The following is a 19,879-nucleotide window of genomic DNA, read 5'->3' on the forward strand; positions in this document are numbered from 1 at the left end:
CCCAAAAGGGCTCTTCCTCCGACGATTCGCCCGATACCCTGCGTTGCGGATCGGGTGGTTGTGGCGAGGGAGACCTGCGTGCTGGACCAGCGGAACCATCAGGACACGTTCGCCGAACAGTACGTCAGGGCGCTGGCCGCGGCGGCCGGTGTCCGCGTGTACGAGGACGATGACGGATTACTCGGCTTCCGTTATCCCGAAAAATCGGGATACCTGGCTTCGCCGGCCATCGACGTGCGCGTCATGTCGTGCGCCACTCCGTCGTACCAAGGGCCCGACCTGCTTTTCAGCGGCCTCGACGAGGTGGCCTACAACGAGCTCGTCGAAGGCCCGTTCCTCGTCCCGCGTCACCTGTTCGTCGTCGTGGTGCCGCAGGAGGGCGACCGCTACGCGCAGGTGCGGACCGAGGGGCTGACCCTCGGCCGCCTCTGCTACCACCGCGGGTTCGAGGACGAACAGCCCATCGCCTCCCCCAGCGCGACACGGCCGACGACCGTCCGCGTGCCGCTGGGCAACGTCCTCACCGCCCGCTCGTTACGCGAGCTCGCCGGGCGGTCCGCATGACGGGCGCGCTGTCGGCCGCCGACATCAGCAGCTACCTGGCCGCCACCGGCTGGAGTCGCCGGCCCGAGAGCTGGAGGGGCGCGGCCGTCTGGGACCACGGCGGCGGCCACGAGCTGCTCGTCCCCGAGAAGCCGGACCTTGTCGACGCGCCCCGGCGGATCAGGGAGCTGGTCGCCGTGCTGGCGCGGGTCGAGGAACGTTCCCGGGAGGAGATCGCCGCCGACATCGGCGCCCCCATGGCCGACGTCCACTGGTACCGCTCCCCCGTTGCCCCGCCGGGTGGGCGGGCCGGGCTGCTGGACGCGACCGCGGCGCTCGGCGGCGTCCAGACCGTCCTCGGCGCGGCGGCCCGCGCCGCCTTCGACAGGCCCCGGCCGGTGTTCGAAGGGGCCCCGCCCAGGGCCGTCCGCGAGCTGCTCGGCCGCGTGTGGATCGGTCCGAGCGATCTCCTCACCGTACGCGTCCCCGTGCACGACGACGAGCTGGGGCGGCGCACCCTGATCCTGCTCCGGCGCGCGACGCTGCTGCTGCGCGAGGCCGTCGCCGAGATGGACGCGACCGGCGACATCGCCGTCTTCGACCGTCTGGTCGGCGAGGGCGTCTCGGCCGACCTGTGTGCGGCGCTGGCCCGGTTCGCCGGCTCCGACGCCGAGGCCCCCTTCGAGGTGGGCTTCCGCTGGGCGCGCGGGCTGCCCTCGGCCGTACCAGCCGGATCGGTCGTCTTCCCCGCCGGTACGGGGCTGCTGCTGCGTCGCGTCGCCCACCGGCTCCGCCGCCTGCACCAGACCGGACTCATCGGCGAGGAGCCGTCCCCCGGCTTCGACCCCGTCACCAAGGAGATCTGATGACCACCACCGCCCTCGGCACCCGGGAACGGGCCCTGCTGCTCGGGCTGATGACGCTCGGCGGGTCGGCGTCCAACACCGAGCTCAAGGACCGCATCGGCTACGCGCTGGACGGGCCGGCACGTAGGCGCGTGAACGGGCTCGGGCTCGTCACGAGCGACAGGCAGGGCAGGACGTACCACCACACCCTGACCGACGACGGCTGGGGCTGGTGCGTCGACGAGCTCGAAGGCGCCGCGCCCGCGCGCGGCGGATCGCTCGGCCGCACCCTCTACCAGGTCCTCGGGCTGCTGAAGAGCTACCTCGACGCGACGGACCTGAGCCTCGCCGAGTTCGTCATGAAGTCCCGTACGCCCTCCCATGACAACGACCTCGCCGGGACGATCCGGGAGGCGTACTGGCGGCTCGCCCGCGAGCCGCAGGACTGGGTGCTGCTGACCCGGCTGCGCCCGCACCTCGGCGGGGCCCCGCGCGAGGCCGTCGACGAGACGCTGCGCCAGATGGAACGGCTGCCGGACGTCCACCTGGTGCCGGAGGCCGACCAGAAGACCCTGACCGACGCCGACCGGGAGGCGGCCGTCGTGGTGAGCGGGGTCAGCAAGCACCTGCTGGCGATCGAGGCGCGATGAACGAGACCGAGGAGCGCGCGCTGCGCGCCGTCTCCAGGGTGCTCACCTGGGCGACGACCGCCGAACACGCCTGGAATCCGCCGCCCTTCCACGTCGACGCCATGCACCCGCGGGCCGAACGGCTGATCGCCGAGGGCATCGAGGAGGCGGCCGCCGCGTCCCGTACGAGCCCGCTCGGGGTCGTGATCGAGGGAGAGGGCGGCGCCGGCAAGACCCACCTACTCGGGTGGGTCAGGGGCGCGATCGCCGAGGCGGGCGGCTACTTCTTCCTCGTGGACTTCAGTGCGGGCGACGACTTCTGGAAGCGGACGGCCGGCGCGATGGTCGAGGACCTCGGCCGTCCCGCGGGCGGGCCGGGAGCGCCGATCCAGGCGATGGTGGCGCTGCGCCGCCTGGCCGATCTCGCGGGCGTCCGCGAGCGGGTGAACGCCGCCGTCGACCTCGGCAAGGGCCTAGACCGCGACGACCTGGACGCGCTGGTGAACGGCCTGCTGGCCAGGGACCGCGGGCTGCTGCGGTGCCGTGACACCATCAGGGCGCTCGCCCTCTACGCCGCCGCGACCGGCCCCGCACTCGACGTCGCCTTCGACCACCTGATGTCGACCGAGGAGGCCGAGGAGGGCGACCGCCAGGCCTGCGGCATGAGCAAGGCGGTCAAGGCACCCCACGAGATCGCGGTCGAGCTGTCCACCGTGCTCGCCCTGACCGGTCCGAGCGTCATCGCCGTCGACCAGATCGACGCGATCCTGCAGCACTCCCGTACGTCCTCCGCCGAGCCGCGCGGGGACATGCTGGACGAGCTCGCGAGCGGCCTGATGGCACTGGTGCACGCGACCCGACGGACCCTCTGCCTCGTCGCCTGCCTGCCTTCTTCCTGGACGATGATCAGCAAACACGCCATCGGCACGGTGCGTGACCGGTTCCGCAAGTCGCTGATCCTCACCACGATCGCGACCCCTGACATCGCCCGTACGCTGGTCGAGCGGCGGTTCGCCGTGGCCTTTTCCGAGGCGGGCTGGGCCCCGCCGAGCCCGTGCTGGCCGATCGCCACCGCCGCGTTCGACACGGCGCCGGGCCGCACGCCACGCACATTGCTCCGGTCGATCAGCGCCCACGTCGAGACGTGCCTCGCCAAGGGCGAGGTCCGCCTGCTGCAACGGTTCGACCTGAGCGGGTCCCTCGCCCGCGTGGACAAGGAGGAACGGCAGCCTGATGACGCGGACCTCGCCCGGCTCGACGCCCGTTTCACCGAACTGCTCGCGCAGGCCGAGGTGTCCGGCGCGTTCGACCCCGCGCACGAGGACGAGCTCGCCCCCGCGCTGCTCGCCGCCGGGCTGCGAGCGTGGGTCAAGGAGCAGGGGGACGCGGGCCGGCTGTTCTCCGTCGACCCGCTGCCCGGCCGCAGGCCCGCCCTGCACGCCCGGCTGCGCCAGGCACTCGCCCCCGACTCCGAGGAGCAGCGGCACTGGACCTTCCGGGTGATCGGCGCGCGTCACCACGCCGCGGCGCTCAAGCGACTGGCCGACGGCATGGAGGCGTCGGGCCTCGGCCAGGACCGGCCCGACCGGTGCTTCGTCGTGCTGCGCAACCAGGACTGGTCCGACGGGCCTGCGACCCGGGCGCGCATGGCGCAGCTCAAGGAGCACGGCGGGCAGTCACTCACGGTACGGGCCGGCGACCTGCGGGTCTTCGAGGCATTGCGGCTCATGATGGCCGAACGCGACCCGGAGTTCGACGCCTGGCTCCGCTCCCGGCGGCCCGCCGGCGGCACAGAACTCCTCACCTGCGTCCTCGGCCCGACGGTGTTGCACTCCACCGCACCGCCCGAGCGGGCCCCGCAAAAGGCACGCACCCCCGCACCACCGCACGCGGACGCACCCGCCGCACAACCACAGGCCCGCCAGGGCCGATCCCCCGCTCCGCGGGGGATGTCCGCGGACGCGCCCCGGCTGACGCACCCGGGCGGCACGGACGTCCCCCGAGCGGCAGCCTCGGATCGCACGGACTTCCCCCGAGCGGCAGCCTCGGACCGCACGGACCTCCCCCGAGCGGCAGCCTCGGACCGCACGGACCTCCCCCGAGCGGCGGACCCCGGCGGCGCGGACCTCTCGCGAACGGCGACTCCCAGCCGCACGGACCTCTCCCGAGGGACGTCCTCCGGGGGTGGGGATGCCACGGTCAGTGTGGGGCGGCGGCTGGACACCGGGGCGGACGTGGAGCTGAAGTTGAGCACCCTGACCCGCCACACCGCCGTCTTCGCCGGCTCCGGGTCGGGCAAGACCGTGTTCCTGCGCCGGCTCGTCGAGGAGTGCGCGCTGCACGGCGTCTCGTCCATCGTGCTCGACTCCAACAACGACCTCGCCCGCCTGGGCGACCCCTGGCCCGTACCGCCCGCCGCGTGGGGCGAGGGCGACGCCGTCAGGGCGGCCCGCTACTTCGCCGAGACCGATGTCGTGATCTGGACGCCGGGACGCTCCCGCGGACGCCCGCTGAGCTTCCAGCCGCTGCCGGACTTCGCGGCCGTCCGCGACGACCCCGACGAGCTGCAGTCGGCCATCGGCCTGGCCCTCGAGGCCCTCGCGCCGAGAGCCGCCGTGAGCGGGGCGACCGCGAAGGCGCGCAAGGGCAAGGCGGTGCTCCGCGAGGCGCTGGAACACTTCGCCCGCGCGGGCGGACGCGGCTTCCCTGCGTTCCTCGCCATGCTGGGCGCGCTGCCGTTCGAGGCGAGCCAGATCGACCGGGCGGACGTGATCGCCGCCGAGCTGGGTCAGCTCCTGAGGGCCGCGACGATCACCGACCCGCTGTTCGCGGGCGACGGCGAGCCGGTGGACCCGGCCCAGCTCCTCACCCCGGCGCCGGGCAGGCGGGCCCGCGTCTCGGTCATCAGCTTCGCCGGCCTCGACCCCGACGCGCGGCCGGGCTTCGTCAACCAGCTGCAGATGGCGCTGTTCTCCTGGATCAAGCGGCACCCGGCGCGCGACCGTCCCCTCAAGGGCCTGTACGTCATGGACGAGGCGCAGACGCTCGTCTCGGCGGCGTCCAGGACGGAAGCGCTGGCCAGCACGCTGACCCTCGCCTCCCAGGCCCGCAAGTACGGCCTCGGCCTGGTCTTCGCCACCCAGGCGCCCCGCGGTCTGCACAACCAGATCGCGGGCAACGCCACCACCCAGTTCGTGGGAAGGCTGAACAGCCCGACGCAGATCACCGTCGTCCAGGAGCTGGCCCGCGCCCGCGGCGGCCGCGCGGAGCGGGTCGGACGGCTCGAGGCCGGGCAGTTCTACGCGGCGAGCGACGGCGTCCCCGAGGTGCTGCTGCGCACCCCGCAGTGCCTGAGCCACCACCCCGCCGACCCGCTCACCGAGGAGGAGATCATCCAGCGGGCGTCGCGCTGAAGGTGGCCGTGAACGTGTGGCCGTGGGCGTGGTGGGTGGTGACGCGGAGCTCGGTGCCGCCAGGGACGCGGCGTACGCGTACCCCGTCATCGGCCGCGTCCACCCGGAGAGGGGCGCCGCGCAACACCACGGTGACGTGGTCGCGGTCCATCGTCGGGTCGGACACCGCCACCTCCGTCCGCCGTCCCGTCGTCCGCACCACGACCGAGGCAGGGCCGTCGATCTCGACGGGTCCGGCGTGGTGCCGTCCGGCCGCGAAGACGTTCGCGGCGACGATGCCGAGCCCGGCGTGCCTGATCGCCTGGACGCGCCCGTCGTTCGCGAGCACCGTCAGCGGGCCGTCCGCGTAGCGGCGCAGCTGCTCCTCGGTGGCGTTCGGCACCAGCGCGTACGCCACCGACTCGCGTTTCCCGCCCGCCGGGTGGGTGATCGCGGCGGTGAAGACGTTCTTGGTCACCGGGGTGTCGGGGTTGGACGCGCGGACGACCCTGCGGCTGCGCGTCACCTCCTCCACGCCCGCCTCGACCGGCTGCCGGGTGAGGAAGGCGTATCCGATCGAGGTGCGGCGGGTCGTGTTCGCGTAGCGCAGCCAGCGCGGCGGCGCGGTGTCGCCAGGACGCCATGGCCCGCCGTCCCAGCGCGCGCCCGCGACGGCGACCTCGTCGGCAGGGGCGGCGATGCGGCTGTCGACCGTGGTGGTCGCCGCCCGTCCGCCCTGTCCGGAGATGTCGGCGGCCAGCACGACGATCTCGTCGTCCAGCATGAACCACGACTTGGTCACCCGGGCGTTCCGGTAGACGACGAAGTCGTCGGGCAGGATGCCCTCCTGCTTGGCGGCGTAGGCGGCGTCGTCCGACTGGACCATCCCGGCCACGCCGTACGCGCCGAGCGTCGCGCCGCCGGAGAAGGCGTTGCGCGCGAGCGGGAAGTACACGTAGGCGTTCTGCGACTCCGACGACGAGGTGAAGCCGAGCGGGTGGCCGGGGTTCTCGTACCACTGACGGCCGTACAGCTCGGGCACCGTGCGCCGCTCCTCCACCGGCGCGGTGACCCCGGCCAGCCGGTACGGCGAGACGGTCGTGTAGTAGTCGACGCCGAAGACCTCCCGCTGGTCCTCCCCCGACAGGTAGAGGTAGTGGGCCCCGTCGCCCTGGAACCACGGCATGAGGTTCTCGCCGCTCATGTACTCGTACTTGCTGATGCGATCAGAGCTGCGGGCCAGGGCGAAGGCGTAACCGGGACGCCGGTGCACGTTCCGGTCCATGGCGTTGTACGCCACCGACCGCCGGGCAGGGTTCAGGTCGGCGGCCGGGATGGTCGCGTCGTCCCGGATCGCCTGGTAGCGGGCGATGCTGCCGGGCGAGACGAACGCGGTCGTGTCGGCGGCCGGCAGGAACTTGGCGTACTTGCGCAGCGCCGTCCCCTCGTCGCCGCCGACGTGGTCGGCGAGGTCGGCGACGGCCTCCACGACCACGCCGACGTCGGTGTAGCCGGTGGTGGTGCGCGAGACCGCCCGTCCCTTGACGATCTCCATCATCCAGCCCTCGAAGATGAGCGGGGCGAACCCGTCCGAGATCCACCGGTACACCACCCCGGCCAGCTCGGACGTGCCCGCGCCGGTCGCGCCGTCGAGCATCTTGAGCGTCTGGACGACGCGCGTCAGCAGGGCCCGCCCGTACGAGCCGGTGTAGGCCACCGAGTGGTGCTGGATGAACGAGCCGTCGGGGTAGTAGCCGTCGGCGACGCCGTGCCGCAGGTGGTACGGGTCGATGGTGGCGAAGACGGTCGCCTGGTCTGCGACGGCCTTGCCGATGCGGGCGTCATCGCCGGTGAGCGCGCCCTGGAGGATGCGGTTGCCGGTGATGTCGGCCAGGTTGGCCCCCGTGTGGAAGCGCGAGTCGAGGTCGACGTCGCCGTTCTCGCCGTTGCGCAGGTAGGCGTCCATCGAGGCGACGTACGTCGCGGTCAGGCCGGGGCGCTCGTCGCGCAGCGGTTCGGCGAGCAGCGCCAGTGTCCTGGTGACGTGCGTGGGGATGCCGATCTCCCAGCTGTGCCAGTTGCCGTAGTAGCCCGCCGACTGGTCGCCGAAGTAGCGCTCGTGCAGCCACTCGAGGCCGTCGATCACCTTTCCTCGGGCGTCAGCGTCGCCTTCGAGCTCGCTGCCGGGGGCTCGGGTGGCGAGCGCGATCTCGTACAGGTACTGGTACGACAGCCGCAGGTTGGCGTCGTCCGTGCCGAGCCGTACGCCGGCGAACAGTTCCTCCGTGCCCGCCCCCTCCCGCGCCGCGAGCCGCTGCCTGGCGGTACGGACGATCGCCGCCAGCTTCCCCGCCACCTCAGGACGGGCGTTGACCTCGGGCGTACCGGCGAACACGGACACGGCGTTGGCGATCAGCCGCGCGTGGTCGTTCGCCGCGGCGGCGCGGGCGGGCGGCAGCACGGCGAGCAGGCCGGCGGCGGGAACCAGGGAGAGGACATGACGGCGCGAAAGGGACGGCACTGCGGCCTCCAGGCCGGTGGGGGGTATGCCTACATTCACCTACATATCCACTTCTGGTCACTCCAGAAACGCCGACCGCTTCCGCCCTCCGGACGCTCTTCCCGGTCCGCCGCTCCGCGACACGGTCACCGGCCCGCGTCCACCGGATGGGCGTCGACCGCCGGGAAGGAGCCGTCCCCGAACAGGATCCGCGCCGCCACGGCCCGCCCGGCGCGGCTGCGCAGCACCTGCACCGCCGCCTCCGCCGCGAGCGGCGACCGGATACCGGCGAACGCCCGGCGCAGCGCCAGCCGCCCACGGAACCGCCGCCGCAGCGCCTCCCCGTCGTACCGGCGCAGGACCCGCTGATCGCCGGTACGCAGGTACGCGACGGTGACCGCCGCGGCCAGCTCCGACAGGCGCAGGCAGGGGTCCAGCCCACCGGCCGTCAGCGGCGACACCGCCCCCGCCGCGTCGCCGACGAGCAGCCCCGCCGGGCACGCCAGCCGCCGCAGCACCCCGCCGACCGGGATCGGCCCCCCGCGCCGCTCGACCGGCCCGATCGGCGCCGCGCGCCCCGGCGCGTCCGCGGCGAAGGCGTCCAGCAGATGACGGACGCCCGCGCGCATCGCCTCCGGGTACCCGGCGACGCCGACGTGCGCGTGCCTGCCGTCGTCGATGACCCACCCCAGGTACCCGGGCGCCACCCGAGGGTCGAGCACGCAGTGGAACGCCGGAGCGGCCGTACCTTGCGCGACGGGATGGACCAGTTCGGCGCCGACGAGGAACCGCCGGTTGACGTCGAGCCCGAGATCGCGGGCCACCCGGGACCTGGCGCCGTCCGCGCCGACGACGAACCGCGCCCGCACCGCCTCCGCGCCCTCCAGCCGTACGAGCCCCCTGGACGCGCCGACGTACCGGACGCCCAGCAGCACGCGCGCCCCCGCCGACTCCGCCGCGCGGCGCTCGTGCTCGTACACGGCCGCCATCTCGGCCACGCGGTACTCGTCGCGGTCGCTGGTGAGCCGCACGGGCGCCCGCCGCGACGGCGGATACAGCAGCACGTCCCGCACCCCCGGCCCGAGCAGGTGTTCCGGCAGGTCGAAGTCGTCGAGCGTGCGACGGACGAAGATCCCGGTCGTACGGATGCCCGCCGCCAGCACCCTGCGGCGGTCGACCACCAGCACGTCGAGGTCCTGCTGGGCGAGCAGCCGCGCCGTCCGCAACCCGGCCAGGCCCGCACCCACGACCAGCACATCCACTTTCTGCATACTTCGCGACGCTAAGCCCGCCTTATAGGCCACAGTCCCGTTTGCACCGAACCCACCAGACATCTCCACACGCCCTGCACCTTGTCCCCGTTCCGGGCTTCTGGCACGTTGGTCGCTATGTCCGCTGATCCCCACTTACCAGGCGCGACGCATTCCGCCGGCCCGACGACCGGCCGCCTCTCCCGTGCCGCCGGGTACTTTCTGGCCGTCGCCGTCCACCTCCTGGCCCCGGCCTTCCTGGTCACCGGCGTCTACCTGGTCAGCCGCCTGTCCGTCGGCGGCATCCTCTTCGGTCTCATCGCCCTCGACCTCGCCTGGCTGACGCGCCCACGTACGGCCACCTTCCCCGCCTCCGCCGTACGCCTCACCCGTTCCGACGCTCCCCACCTGTACGCCCTCGTCGACCGCATCGGCGCGGAGCTGGGAGCACCCCGTACGGACCTGATCGCGATCAGCGGCGAGGTCGACGCCTCGTTCAGCGCCTACGGACGGCGGCGCACGCACCTGCTGGAGATCGGCTATCCGCTCTGGCTGATCCTCACCCCGCTGGAACGCGTCGCCCTCCTCGCCCACGAGCTGGCCCACTCCAGGAACGGCGACGCCAGGCACGGCCTGGTCGTCGGCAGCGCCCTGTACTCGCTGTACGTGCTCCGCGTGACCACCGGCTTCGTGTGGCGGCCCGGCGACGGCCTGCCGGCGTTGGTCACGGACTGCGTCCTCGCGGTCGTCGGCCTTCCCGTACGCGCCCTGCTCCTCCTGCTGGAGCTGCTGCTGCACCGCTCGTCGCAGCACGCCGAGTACCGCGCCGACGAGCTGCAGGCCCAGGTGGCCGGCACCGCGGCGGCCGTCTCGCTCCTCGACGTGCTGACCACCCGCACCCCCGCCGTCGGCGACTTCCTGACCTCCGACGCGGTCGCCGTCGGAACCGGGGACCTGTGGACGGCCATGCGATCCCACGTCGACAGGGTCCCTGACGCCGAACTCGCACGACACCGCGAGTCCGCCCGCGCCGAGAAGACGCGGATCGACACCACCCACCCGCCGACGTACCTACGCATCCAACGCTTCCTGGCGCTCCCCCACATGGAGCCCGCGGTGTCCTTCGCGGGCATGGAGCAGATCGACGACGAGCTCGACCAGGCGGCCGGGCGCGTCGCGCGGAACCTGCGGGAAGACGTCCAGTCGGCCCTCTACAGCCGAAGACATTGAGGCATTCGCCCTCCCATGGGGGCGTCATTGCTTCATACTGCGCTCGTCACGATATTTCCGAAGGAGTGCGCCATGGGACTGCCCGAACTGCTGTTCCTCGTCCTACAGCTGGCCGTGATCTTCGGGGTCGTCTATTTCGCGGTACGGCTCGCACTGCGCCACGACCGGAAGAGCAACGACAGCGGCCAGTGACCCGCCCTTCTCAGACGGCGTCACCCAACTGATCGGCCACCCGTTCCAGGCCGCCCCTGATGAGCCGCCCGTACTCGTCGTCACCGAGCGCACCGATCTGCGCCCGCGCCCGCTCGAGATGCTGACGCGCCCGGTCGAACTCCCCCAACCTGAGACAGCAGTCACTCACGTTGAGGTGCAACGACGGATACAGACCGGCCACGGACAGCGTCACCCCGGCCTCGGCCACCCGCTCGTCGGTGATCAGGTCGGCGGCGGCGAGCGCCCGCAGATCCCACATCAGCTCCTCGCGTACGTCGTCCTGCACGTCGGCCATGGAGTGGGCGAGGACGCAGACATGCAACGGGTCACCCTGCTCACCACCGATGTCATCCCAGACTTGCTCGAACAGCTCACGAGCGGCCTCCCGCTGACCTTGACGGTGATGCAGCTCCACTCCCTCACCGATCCGCTCCATCGTCGGGTCAGTGCTCACAGCGCCTCCTTCGCCCAGGAATCCACCAGCAGTCAAGCATTCATCGCTCTGCCTGACCACCTGGAAAGAATTCCATCAGCACCTCGGCCGGCGCATGGCGAACACTCACCGCAATTCCCGGATCTCAGGCCTTCCCAAGTAGGCGGATGCAGTCACCCCGCCTAATGGAGATGTCGAGAATTCACTCCACGGGATAGTGTGCGACCCCCAAGTGGATCACGGAAGGAAACCAGAAAAGCCATGGCCGGGTCGGCGGTAGGCGTGGTACGCCGTTTCGTCTTCTTGACAGGTGCGGTGGCCGCGCTCGACTTCGTCTACGGCGCATTGTTCGTGGTCCAGCTCCGCTCGCTCGGCATCGACCCGGCGAGCATCGGAGCCCTCTTCGCCGTGATCACCGGGGTCGGCATGGTGCTGGAGGCCCCCAGCGGAGCCCTCGCCGACCGTTGGGGACACCACAGGACCGCCGCCATGGGCCTCTTCCTATGGGGCGCCGGCCAGGCGCTCTTCGGACTCGCGAACTCTCTCCCCGCAGTCGTACCGGCCCTCGTGCTCTGGGCAGCCGGCCAGTCCTTCTTCTCCGGCGCCCCCACGTCCGCGGTCGTCAACCACCTCCGCGAGATCGGCCGCGAGGACGACGTGGCCCACGCTCTGCGCCGGGCACAGGTCAGCCGGTGGCTGTCCTCCGGGGCAGGCGCCGCAGCGGTGCTCGCGTTCGGCGCGACCTTCCCCGCGTCCGCCCCTCCTGGCCGTCTCCGGCGCGCTGATGCTGCCACTAGCCGTGATGGTGTTCCGCAGCTTCCCCTCCACCAGCGGCTCGCCCCACCAGTCCGTGGCGGCATCGCTGAAGGCGGCACTCCTGTACGTCCGAACCCACCGGCTCGCTGCCTGCATCATGATCTCGGCCGGTCAGGGCATGGCCATGGGCGCCCTGATCCTGGGATGGCAGCCGATCCTCCTGGACAGCGAACTCGCAGAACCGCAGCTGCTCGGCATCGCCTTACTGCTCTTCACCGCCGCCTGCGCCGTGGGTGCCTGGGCCAACAGATACGCCCCGAAAAACGCTCCCCTGGCATGGGCCGCAATCGCCGTCCTCCTCCTCACCGTCAGCCTGTGGACGGCCGGCTCAACGAACGCCCTGGCCTGGCCGGGACTCGTTCTCGCGGAGTTCTTCCTCGGCCTGGCCGGCACCAGCGTCTACATCTGGCAACAATCCCTGTTCTCCGACGAACTCCGCAACACCCTGTTCTCCGTCATGGCCACCGTGAGCGGAATAGCCGTGGCCACCGGAGACTTCCTCTTCGGCCACCTATGGAACACCATCGGCGCAGCAGGAGCCGCACAAGCCGTGGCCTTGTGCGCCGCCGCAGTAACCACACTCGGCTGGCTCACCGGCGCCGGCAGAACCACAACCCAGCCGGCCGCACCAGGCGCATGACCACACGACCGGCTTCGCTGCCCATCACGCCTTCCACGGCATGACCGCAACGCCATAGTGTCTGCGCGAAGCCAAGATTCCAGGACGCAGAAGGACCGGGTAGCGATGCCAACGCAGCGCGAGATGAACGAGGCCGAGATCCGCCGGCTGATCGACAAGCTCGTCGAAGGGCTCCAGGGCAAGGACGTCGATGTCCTGCAGCAGTTATACGCAACGGACATCGTGTCCTTCGACATCGAGCCACCGCTCCAGCATGTGGGGATCGAGGCGAAGCTCAAGAACTGGGCGCCCGTGTTCGGCTTCTTCGAAGACGTGACGTACGAGGTTCGTGACCTGACACTCACCGTGGGCGACGACCTGGCGTTCGGGCACGCCTTCGGTCGTCTCAGCGGCACGCTGAAGAACGGGACGGCGTCGAGCGGCATGTGGGTCAGGGGCACCTTCTGCTTCCGGAAGATCGAAGGCACGTGGCTGATCGTGCACGACCAGGTCTCGGTGCCGCTCGACATCCGCAGCGGCAGAGGAGTGGTCGACCTCGAGCCCTGACCCCGCCACACAGCTGTACCACGCCACCCAACACTGACGACCGGCTCATCTCAGCTCCCGACCATGATCAGCGCCCGTACTGAGGAGGACCGATGCGCGAGACGGGCGGAGAGCGAGGAGCGGGTGTGAACCGATCCCCGAACCGGCCGGGGTTCGCCTCGGCGCTGCGCTTCGCCACCGAACTGGTGGCCTGGGTGGCCACCCCATGGGCGCTCGCCGGTCATTCGGTCCTGCTTGCCGTGGCATCGGTCGTGGTGCTCATCGCGCTGCCCACGATTTTCGCGACACCGGGCGACAAGGCGCAGGTCATCGTCCCGGTGCCCGGATACGTGACGATCGGCCTCGCGCTTCTGCACATGGTGGCCGCGGCGGTGGCGTCCTGGCTGGCCTGGCCGTTGCCGGCGGCGGTCGCCGTGTGGATCCTCGTGGCCGCCTCGGTCCTGGCGGAACTGCCCCGCTGGCGCCGGCTCCTCTCGACCGGCGCAGCAGATCGAGCCCGGTGAAGACGTAGGCGGAGGCGGAACCGAACAGGCGCTGATCGGCGTCTCCTCCCGGATCTCAAGCCGATCGTCGACCGCCTTCCGGCCGCCGTCGTCGTCGCCGACACGTCCAACTACCTTCCGCAGCGGGACGGCCGCGACGACGGCAAGCCCCAAGGCGTATGGATCGAGCAGCAACTCGGCCGCCCTGTCGTCCGCGCGTGGAACGCAGCTACAGCACGCCCTCGCACTGGCCGACCACGAAGCCGCGAGGACACGCCGCGAGGCGATCCTGGCGATCATCAGCTCATGGGAACGAACCGACTCGATCTTCGACGACATCGCGGCCCTCAACCGCACCGCAGCAGGCCTGCACCGACTTCTCGGCCAGAGCCTCGACCCCGCCCGGAGGCCGAGCGCCGATGCTGCGCGGCAGTAGATTGTGCCGATGACCGACTCCCTGCCGCCCGGCGGCGTTGTGCTTGGGGCGGATGAGCTGGAGGCCCGTTGGGCGGACGCCTGGCGCCCGGAGCAGGTCGCGGAACGGCTGGCTACGGTCGATGCGCCCTGGTGCATCGCGGCGGGGTGGGCGCTTGACCTGTTCCGCGGGCGACAGTCGCGACCGCACAGCGATGTGGAGATCGCGGTGCCCGCCGCGAGGTTCCCGGAGATTCGTCACCGCTTCCCCGAGTTCGTGTTCGACGCAGTGGGTTCGGGGCGGATCTGGCCGGCGGCGGAGGCTGCGGCACTGACGGCCACGCACCAGACCTGGCTGCGAGCCCCGGCGAGCGGCCAGTTCCTGTTGGACGTCTTCCGCGAGCCGCATGAGGGCGGGATGTGGGTCTGCCGGCGAGATGAGAGGCTGCGGCTGCCGTACGACGCGATCATTGAGCGAACGGCGGACGGGATCCCGTATCTGATCCCGGAGTTGGTGCTGCTGTTCAAAGCGAAGGCGGTACGGCCCAAGGACCAGGCAGACTTCGACGGGGTGCTCCCCCTGCTGGGCCAGGCGCGACGGGACGTCCTTGGCGAGTGGCTGGAGCTCGTCCATCCCGGACATCCGTGGCTGGCGAAGTTGGCAGGCTGAGTACCAGTGGCCCCCGAAGAACAGCTGGGCAAGCCCGAGACGATGAACGGCGCAGAAACGGAAAGGCATCGAAAGGCCATGGGGATTGGCTGGACGGCCAAGGCCTCGGCGGACTACTGGCCCGCGATAACCGTCCTTCCCTAGCTGATCGTGTACAGCGACCCGACAATCTGGAGGGTCCGCCAGGGCTGCGTTCCTATCGATGACGGCAGGCGAGGTCTTGTGCTGCTCGGTGAACACCATCCCGGCGCCCTCGCGGATCGTCTGGTCGGCTGCGAAACAGTCAGATCATGCTGGTGAGCACCGCGTACGCTTGCGGACGCATCACTTCCCGCTGATTCCGGTGCCCCACGGAACAGCGATGGAACAAGCCGAGCCTGGAGGCGCATGTGGCGATGCCGAAGAAGGGCTCGCGGCTCATCACCGTCGACGGTGCCGCCTTCCGCTGGCAGGTCCGCCACAAGCCGACCTACCGCCAGGGCAACGACTGGACCCCGCTCCGCTTCGGCGTCGAACGAGCCGAGGCTCCGGCAGGTGTTCTCCTGGTGTCACTTCCCTGCGGCCGGCCGGACAACTGGCTGGGAGAGCGAACGATCGCGGTCCGTCCCGCCCTCGTCGCCGGATGCATCCGCCGGGCCGTCAGCCAAGGATGGAACCCGGCGCAAGCGGGCTCACCCTTCCCCCCTCACCGTCGCCGAGGACGAACTGCCCGCACTCCTCGGCGAACCGCCTCAGTACCTGGTCCCGTTCCTCTGGGGCATGATCCCGGCAGGCGGCGGCATCGAAGACCTCCCTCGCTGCACGCAGATCTGGAGCCGAGACGAACCGAACACCCACCCATAGCAAGGACGTCCACGAGCATGCCGGTTCTCACAACCAGCCAGCCACAAGACGAGCGAACCTCTCCTCCAGCAGGCCATGCAAGCCCTTGAAGCCAGGCTCATCAAGCCGACTCCCCTACAGGCCAAGCCACCGGCTTCCCCTCCGTCGGAGTCGTCAACAAGCACGGTGCCGCGATGTGAGCTTTGGCAATACAAATGATCATTAAGCGACAGGATGGAACGCCAAAGATGTGTAGAGCGCGACGGCCGGCGCATTTGTGCTCTCGACTCGCAGCGCCAGCCGGGGGCGGTCTGTCGTGCTCGCCATGGTGAGACTGTTCGCGAGCAGCAGTCGGCCGAACCCCTGACGCCGCCTGCTCGGAGCGGTGTACAGGTCCGTGATGAAGGGACAATCCGGGGTATCCGGCCACGGAGCCCGGTGTACGACGAGGATTGCAGCCACAAGCTCATCCTGCGATTCGATGACGCCGCTGGCCTCGATCCAGAGATCACCGAACTCACCCTTGAAGGCGGCCCTGACCTCGTCAACAGCCTCGGTAAGGCTGGCGCATGCGACTCCCGGTGGGAAGGACTCGAAGTAGAGACGCCCGAGCTCCTCAGCGTCCGAAACGGCGGGTACCCGCAATGTGAGCCCAACCGGCAGCATCGGCCTATCTGTGGGCTGTGCGGTCGCCATCAAGGTCAACTGAGACATGACTCTCACGATACGAACAAGCCCAAGATTCACAGAACCTCATACGGCCCTCTGCCCACCTGATCATTCCGTCCACCTTCGACCTGCCCGAAGGGGAAGCGGGCCAGAGCCACGGGGGCAAGGTGGCGCCCCCAACTGGAGAAACGACCTTGGCCCCGTGGCCTTGGCCTGCTCGGCTTGTCCCAGGTCGATGGTGGGCGGGATGATCAGGCCTCCGCCTCAGCCACTGACAACCTGAGATTTGCTGCGATCATCCCGAGATCGTGGTCAGGCGCGTGTGGACGATCGCGCGGATGCGTCGATGTGCGGGACGTTGCTGGGCATCACTGCTGCCACATCAGCCATGGCTACTCGGTGCCGGGCCCGGCGATACCCCTGCGAGGATCAGCGAACCATGGACAGGGGGGAGTTCTCTCCCTAGACTCAACCAAGTGGTTGGTGGAGAGAGAAGCGGGCCAAGCGCGCGCAGGGACGAGTTGGTGCAGGCCGGGTTCCGCCTGGTGGCAGAGGTGGGCTTTGAGGGGTTGCGGCTGCGGCAGGTGGCCGAGGACGTGGGAATCGACCACTCGACGCTGCACCACCACTTCGCCACCAAGCAGGACCTGGTGGCGGCCATCGCGGCGTACACCGTCAGCCAGTTCTGGTTCACCGCACAGGAGGACGGCGATCCCGTGGTGCGGCTGCGCTCCCACTTCGACGCGCTGGCGCGTCTGCTGCGCGAGCATCCCGACCTGTTCACCGTGACGGTCGAGCTGGACCTACGGGCGCGACGCGACCCGACCGTGCGTGCGGCCATGGTCGAGCACGAGGCCGGATGGCGTCAGGTGCTCGTCCGAACGTTGGCCGAGGGCCTCGCCGGCGGCACCTTGAACCGGGAGATCGATCCGGTGGCCACGGCTGAGCTGATCATCGCCACGGTCAAGGGCGCCAGGCTCGTCCCCGGCAGGGCAGATGTGATCTTCGACCAGCTCTTCGCCCTGATCCTCGGCTGTCCCCTCTCGGACGACCGGCCACCGAACGAGGAGACTTCAGAAAAGAGGACATCATGACCCGTTCACCGCACGTGATCGTCATCGGGGGTGGCATCGGCGGACTGTGCCTGGCCCAAGGGCTGCGCAAGGCCGGAGTAAGCGTCGCCGTGTACGAGCGCGACGTCGCCCCGGCCTCCCGGTGGGAGGGCTACCGCATCCACGTGAACCCGGCGGGCGCCCGGTCACTCGCCGCCTGCCTGCCCGAAGACCTGTGGCAGGCATTTCTGGCAAGCACCGGGCCGGGGGGCGATTTCGGCTTCCTGACAGAGAAGCTGGACGAGTTACTTGTCGTCGAAGAGCCGATCATGTACCCCGCAGCCGCCGATCCCACGGAGGGCCACTACGCCGCCGACCGCGCGACGCTGCGCCGCCTCCTGCTGGCGGGCCTGGATGACGTGGTGCGTTTCGGCGCGGAGTTCGTCCGTTACGAGCACGCTCCCGACGGCCGCATCGAGGCTGTCTTCGCCGACGGGAGCCGCGCTCAGGGTGACCTGCTGGTGGGCGCCGACGGCGTAGCCTCGCGGGTACGTGGACAGTACCTCCCGCACGCCCGTGTCACCGATGCCGGCGCTGTGGGAATCGCGCACAAGACCTGGCTGACTCACGAGACCGAAAACTGGCTTCCTGAACGGCTGCGCACCGGCATGAACCTCGTCATGGCCGACCAGCCCTGCTTCCTCTTCACCTCCGTGTTCCAGCCCACGCCAGGTGCGGCTACGGCACTCACCGGGGCAGACGGCATCACCGGATCCGCTGGTCGCGACCGTCCCTACGTGCTGGGGGCTCTCGTCGCCGATCCCTCTCACCTGCCCGCCGGCCTCACCTCAATGGACGGCGACGCCCTGCGCGATGTGGTGGACGCGACGTTGTCCGGATGGCATCCCGCACTGCGGCGGCTACTCGCCGAATCGGACCCGGACAGCCGGGCCGCCATCTCCTTCCGTGCCTCCGAGCCCGTTGCCCCCTGGTCCGCCACCAATGTCACGCTGCTCGGTGACGCCGTGCACGCCATGCCGCCGATCGGCGGGCTGGGCGGGAACACCGCACTGCGCGACGCCCACTCGCTCTGCATCGCCCTGGCCGAGGTCGCCCGTGGCGAGCGTGACCTGCTCACGGCAGTGGCGGTGTTCGAGGAACGAATGCGGGACTACGGCTACGCCGCCGTCCGCGACGCCCTCGCCCAGAAGGACCGCGGCTTGTCGACGGGCACCGTGCGCACAGGTGTGCAGCGGGCCTTCATGAGACTGTGCTCGATGGTCGAGCCGCTGCGCCGCCACGCGTTCGCCGACCAATGGGACGGCCTGTCCCGCCCGCTGCCATGGGAGCCGACGGCCACTACACCTCGTTGATCTCGTCCTCCAGCCGGAAGCCTCCGGCGAACCCGGACACAACATCTCACGTAGGACGTCTCATGCTCCAACTCCACGAGATGGACCCGACTGAGCAGGAGACTCCCTGTCCCGGCCTGTACAACGGCCGGGAGCCCGATCGAGTACGTGACCGTAGCCGCGCATCAACCAGCATCCGAGATCAGCGGCCACTGATCCTGCGGCAGGGCCGAGAGCCAACCGTTAGCAAGATCTCCAAGATGTCCTGCCAAATGAGAAGCCCCTGAACGCATCGTCGCTGTTCAGGGGCTTCATGATGCAGAGCCGACGAGGGGAATCGAACCCCTGACCTTCTGTTTACAAGACAGATGCTCTGCCGATTGAGCTACGTCGGCACGGCCTACCAGTGTAGACGCTAGGGGCGCCTGTGACGAGCGGCTTCGTACAGCGCCACGCCTGCCGCCACCCCCGCGTTGAGCGACTCGGCGGCGGCGCGCATCGGGATGCGGGCGACCACGTCGCACTGTTCGCGCACCAGCCGGGAGAGCCCCTTGCCCTCGGAGCCGACGACCACCACGAGCGGCTCGCTCAGCAGCTCGACGTCGGCGATCTCGGCGTCGCCCGAGCCGTCGAGGCCGACCACGAACAGGCCGGCGTCGCGGTATTCGCGCAGGGCCGCCGTCAGGTTGGAGGCGCGGGCCACCCGGAGGGTCGCCAGCGTGCCGGCGGAGGTCTTCCACGCCCCGCCCGTCACCCCGGCCGAACGGCGGGACGGGATGAGCAGCCCGTGGGCGCCGAACGCGGTCGCGGAACGGGCGATGGCGCCCAGGTTGCGCGGGTCGGTGACCGAGTCGAGGGCCACGATCAGCGGCGCCTCGGCCGCCTCGTGCGCGATCTCGACCAGCTCGGACGGGTGCGCGTAGTCGTAGGCCGGGATCTGCAGGGCGATGCCCTGGTGGACGCCGCCCTCGGTCAGCCGGTCGAGCTTGTCGCGGGTGACCTCGAGCAGCGCGACGCCGCGCTCCACCGCGATCTTGATGGCGTCGCGGACGCGGTCGTCGCTTTCCATGCGCTGGGCCACGTAGAGCGCGTTGCACGGCACGCCGGCCTGGAGGGCCTCGAGCACCGGGTTGCGGCCGCCGATGTATTCGGGGGCGTCCTCGGAGCGCCGCTGCCGCAGCGGCTGAGCGCTCCGCACGCCCGTGCGCTGCTCGCGGTTGATCCGCTCCGCGCGGGCCTTGTCCTTGTACCAGTGACGCATTTCGGCAGGCGGAGTGGCGCCCCTGCCTTCGAGCGACCGGCGGTTGTTTCCACCGGTGCCCTTGGCCGGGCCCTTCTTCTTCGCGGGCCTGCCCGAAGCCCTACCGCCTGCTGCCATGCC

Annotated in this window: 16 protein-coding genes, 1 tRNA gene and 1 pseudogene; 12 read left to right on the plus strand and 6 right to left on the minus strand. The window is 70.5% G+C overall.

Translation table 11 applies throughout. From position 1 onward, the window contains the following. The first annotated feature begins 78 nt into the window (after positions 1–78). Genes BLR04_RS22105 through BLR04_RS22120 form a run of 4 tightly spaced genes read left to right on the plus strand, consistent with a single transcriptional unit; the run spans position 79 to position 5,430 of the window. The gene (locus BLR04_RS22105; protein WP_090768807.1) at positions 79–564 is read left to right on the plus strand and encodes a DUF4365 domain-containing protein; all 486 of its coding nucleotides are present in this window, start codon (positions 79–81) and stop codon (positions 562–564) included. Beyond that, on the plus strand, positions 561–1,409 hold the full coding sequence (locus BLR04_RS22110; protein ID WP_090768517.1) for a hypothetical protein: 849 nt from the start codon (positions 561–563) through the stop codon (positions 1,407–1,409). The genes BLR04_RS22105 and BLR04_RS22110 overlap by 4 nt, the downstream gene beginning before the upstream one ends. Further along, positions 1,409–2,038, plus strand: coding sequence for a hypothetical protein (locus BLR04_RS22115; RefSeq protein ID WP_090768520.1), 630 nt, complete (start codon positions 1,409–1,411; stop codon positions 2,036–2,038). Before BLR04_RS22110 ends, BLR04_RS22115 begins: the two co-directional genes overlap by 1 nt. Beyond that, positions 2,035–5,430 carry an ATP-binding protein gene (locus BLR04_RS22120; RefSeq protein WP_090768523.1) on the plus strand — a complete coding sequence of 1,132 codons (3,396 nt, stop codon included), beginning with the start codon at positions 2,035–2,037 and terminating at the stop codon, positions 5,428–5,430. Before BLR04_RS22115 ends, BLR04_RS22120 begins: the two co-directional genes overlap by 4 nt. Here the strand turns inward: BLR04_RS22120 and BLR04_RS22125 are convergent. Together BLR04_RS22125 and BLR04_RS22130 are read right to left on the minus strand one after the other, a co-directional pair. After that, positions 5,408–7,930, minus strand: coding sequence for a polysaccharide lyase family 8 super-sandwich domain-containing protein (locus tag BLR04_RS22125; RefSeq protein ID WP_245740412.1), 2,523 nt, complete (start codon positions 7,928–7,930; stop codon positions 5,408–5,410). The two genes, BLR04_RS22120 and BLR04_RS22125, sit on opposite strands and share 23 nt — an antisense overlap. 125 nt (positions 7,931–8,055) lie before the next feature. Next, positions 8,056–9,180: an NAD(P)/FAD-dependent oxidoreductase gene (locus BLR04_RS22130; RefSeq protein ID WP_090768529.1), complete on the minus strand. Its 1,125-nt coding sequence runs from the start codon at positions 9,178–9,180 to the stop codon at positions 8,056–8,058. Between the two features lie 117 nt (positions 9,181–9,297). Here BLR04_RS22130 and BLR04_RS22135 point away from each other — a divergent pair, with 117 nt between their 5' ends. Then, positions 9,298–10,389: a M48 family metallopeptidase gene (locus BLR04_RS22135; RefSeq protein WP_090768532.1), complete on the plus strand. Its 1,092-nt coding sequence runs from the start codon at positions 9,298–9,300 to the stop codon at positions 10,387–10,389. A 202-nt stretch (positions 10,390–10,591) separates the two neighbouring features. Here the strand turns inward: BLR04_RS22135 and BLR04_RS22140 are convergent, their stop codons facing one another. Beyond that, positions 10,592–11,056, minus strand: a complete 465-nt coding sequence (locus tag BLR04_RS22140) for a hypothetical protein (protein ID WP_090768535.1) — start codon at positions 11,054–11,056, stop codon at positions 10,592–10,594. A gap of 240 nt (positions 11,057–11,296) precedes the next feature. On the opposite strand from BLR04_RS22140, the pseudogene BLR04_RS42810 reads away from it, so the two are divergent. The 5 genes and pseudogenes from BLR04_RS42810 to BLR04_RS22170 form a co-directional block, all read left to right on the plus strand. Continuing rightward, a pseudogene (locus BLR04_RS42810) lies at positions 11,297–11,752 on the plus strand (MFS transporter); the annotation flags it as partial. A gap of 85 nt (positions 11,753–11,837) precedes the next feature. Continuing rightward, positions 11,838–12,491 (plus strand): hypothetical protein, encoded by a 654-nt coding sequence (locus BLR04_RS22150; protein ID WP_143022141.1) that lies wholly within the window; start codon positions 11,838–11,840, stop codon positions 12,489–12,491. A gap of 105 nt (positions 12,492–12,596) precedes the next feature. Continuing rightward, positions 12,597–13,037: a YybH family protein gene (locus BLR04_RS22155; protein ID WP_090768544.1), complete on the plus strand. Its 441-nt coding sequence runs from the start codon at positions 12,597–12,599 to the stop codon at positions 13,035–13,037. A gap of 125 nt (positions 13,038–13,162) precedes the next feature. Continuing rightward, positions 13,163–13,540 carry a hypothetical protein gene (locus BLR04_RS22160; protein ID WP_090768547.1) on the plus strand — a complete coding sequence of 126 codons (378 nt, stop codon included), beginning with the start codon at positions 13,163–13,165 and terminating at the stop codon, positions 13,538–13,540. A gap of 424 nt (positions 13,541–13,964) precedes the next feature. Next, positions 13,965–14,603: a nucleotidyltransferase domain-containing protein gene (locus BLR04_RS22170; RefSeq protein WP_090768550.1), complete on the plus strand. Its 639-nt coding sequence runs from the start codon at positions 13,965–13,967 to the stop codon at positions 14,601–14,603. Positions 14,604–15,647: 1,044 nt separating this feature from the next. Here the strand turns inward: BLR04_RS22170 and BLR04_RS22180 are convergent. After that, the gene (locus tag BLR04_RS22180; RefSeq protein ID WP_090768553.1) at positions 15,648–16,139 is read right to left on the minus strand and encodes a GNAT family N-acetyltransferase; all 492 of its coding nucleotides are present in this window, start codon (positions 16,137–16,139) and stop codon (positions 15,648–15,650) included. Positions 16,140–16,618: 479 nt separating this feature from the next. Here BLR04_RS22180 and BLR04_RS22185 point away from each other — a divergent pair, with 479 nt between their 5' ends. Together BLR04_RS22185 and BLR04_RS22190 are read left to right on the plus strand one after the other, a co-directional pair. Then, on the plus strand, positions 16,619–17,188 hold the full coding sequence (locus BLR04_RS22185; protein WP_176903222.1) for a TetR/AcrR family transcriptional regulator: 570 nt from the start codon (positions 16,619–16,621) through the stop codon (positions 17,186–17,188). Beyond that, on the plus strand, positions 17,185–18,519 hold the full coding sequence (locus BLR04_RS22190) for an FAD-dependent oxidoreductase (RefSeq protein WP_090768559.1): 1,335 nt from the start codon (positions 17,185–17,187) through the stop codon (positions 18,517–18,519). Before BLR04_RS22185 ends, BLR04_RS22190 begins: the two co-directional genes overlap by 4 nt. A 301-nt stretch (positions 18,520–18,820) precedes the next feature. On the opposite strand, the gene BLR04_RS22195 is transcribed toward BLR04_RS22190, so the two are convergent. After that, positions 18,821–18,893 (minus strand) — tRNA-Thr (locus BLR04_RS22195). A gap of 20 nt (positions 18,894–18,913) precedes the next feature. Beyond that, entirely contained in the window at positions 18,914–19,876 is a 963-nt protein-coding gene (rlmB, locus tag BLR04_RS22200) for a 23S rRNA (guanosine(2251)-2'-O)-methyltransferase RlmB (RefSeq protein ID WP_090768561.1), read from the minus strand. Between the last annotated feature and the right edge of the window lie 3 nt (positions 19,877–19,879).

The sequence above is a fragment of the Nonomuraea maritima genome (genome assembly GCF_900100395.1).
Taxonomy (GTDB): domain Bacteria; phylum Actinomycetota; class Actinomycetes; order Streptosporangiales; family Streptosporangiaceae; genus Nonomuraea; species Nonomuraea maritima.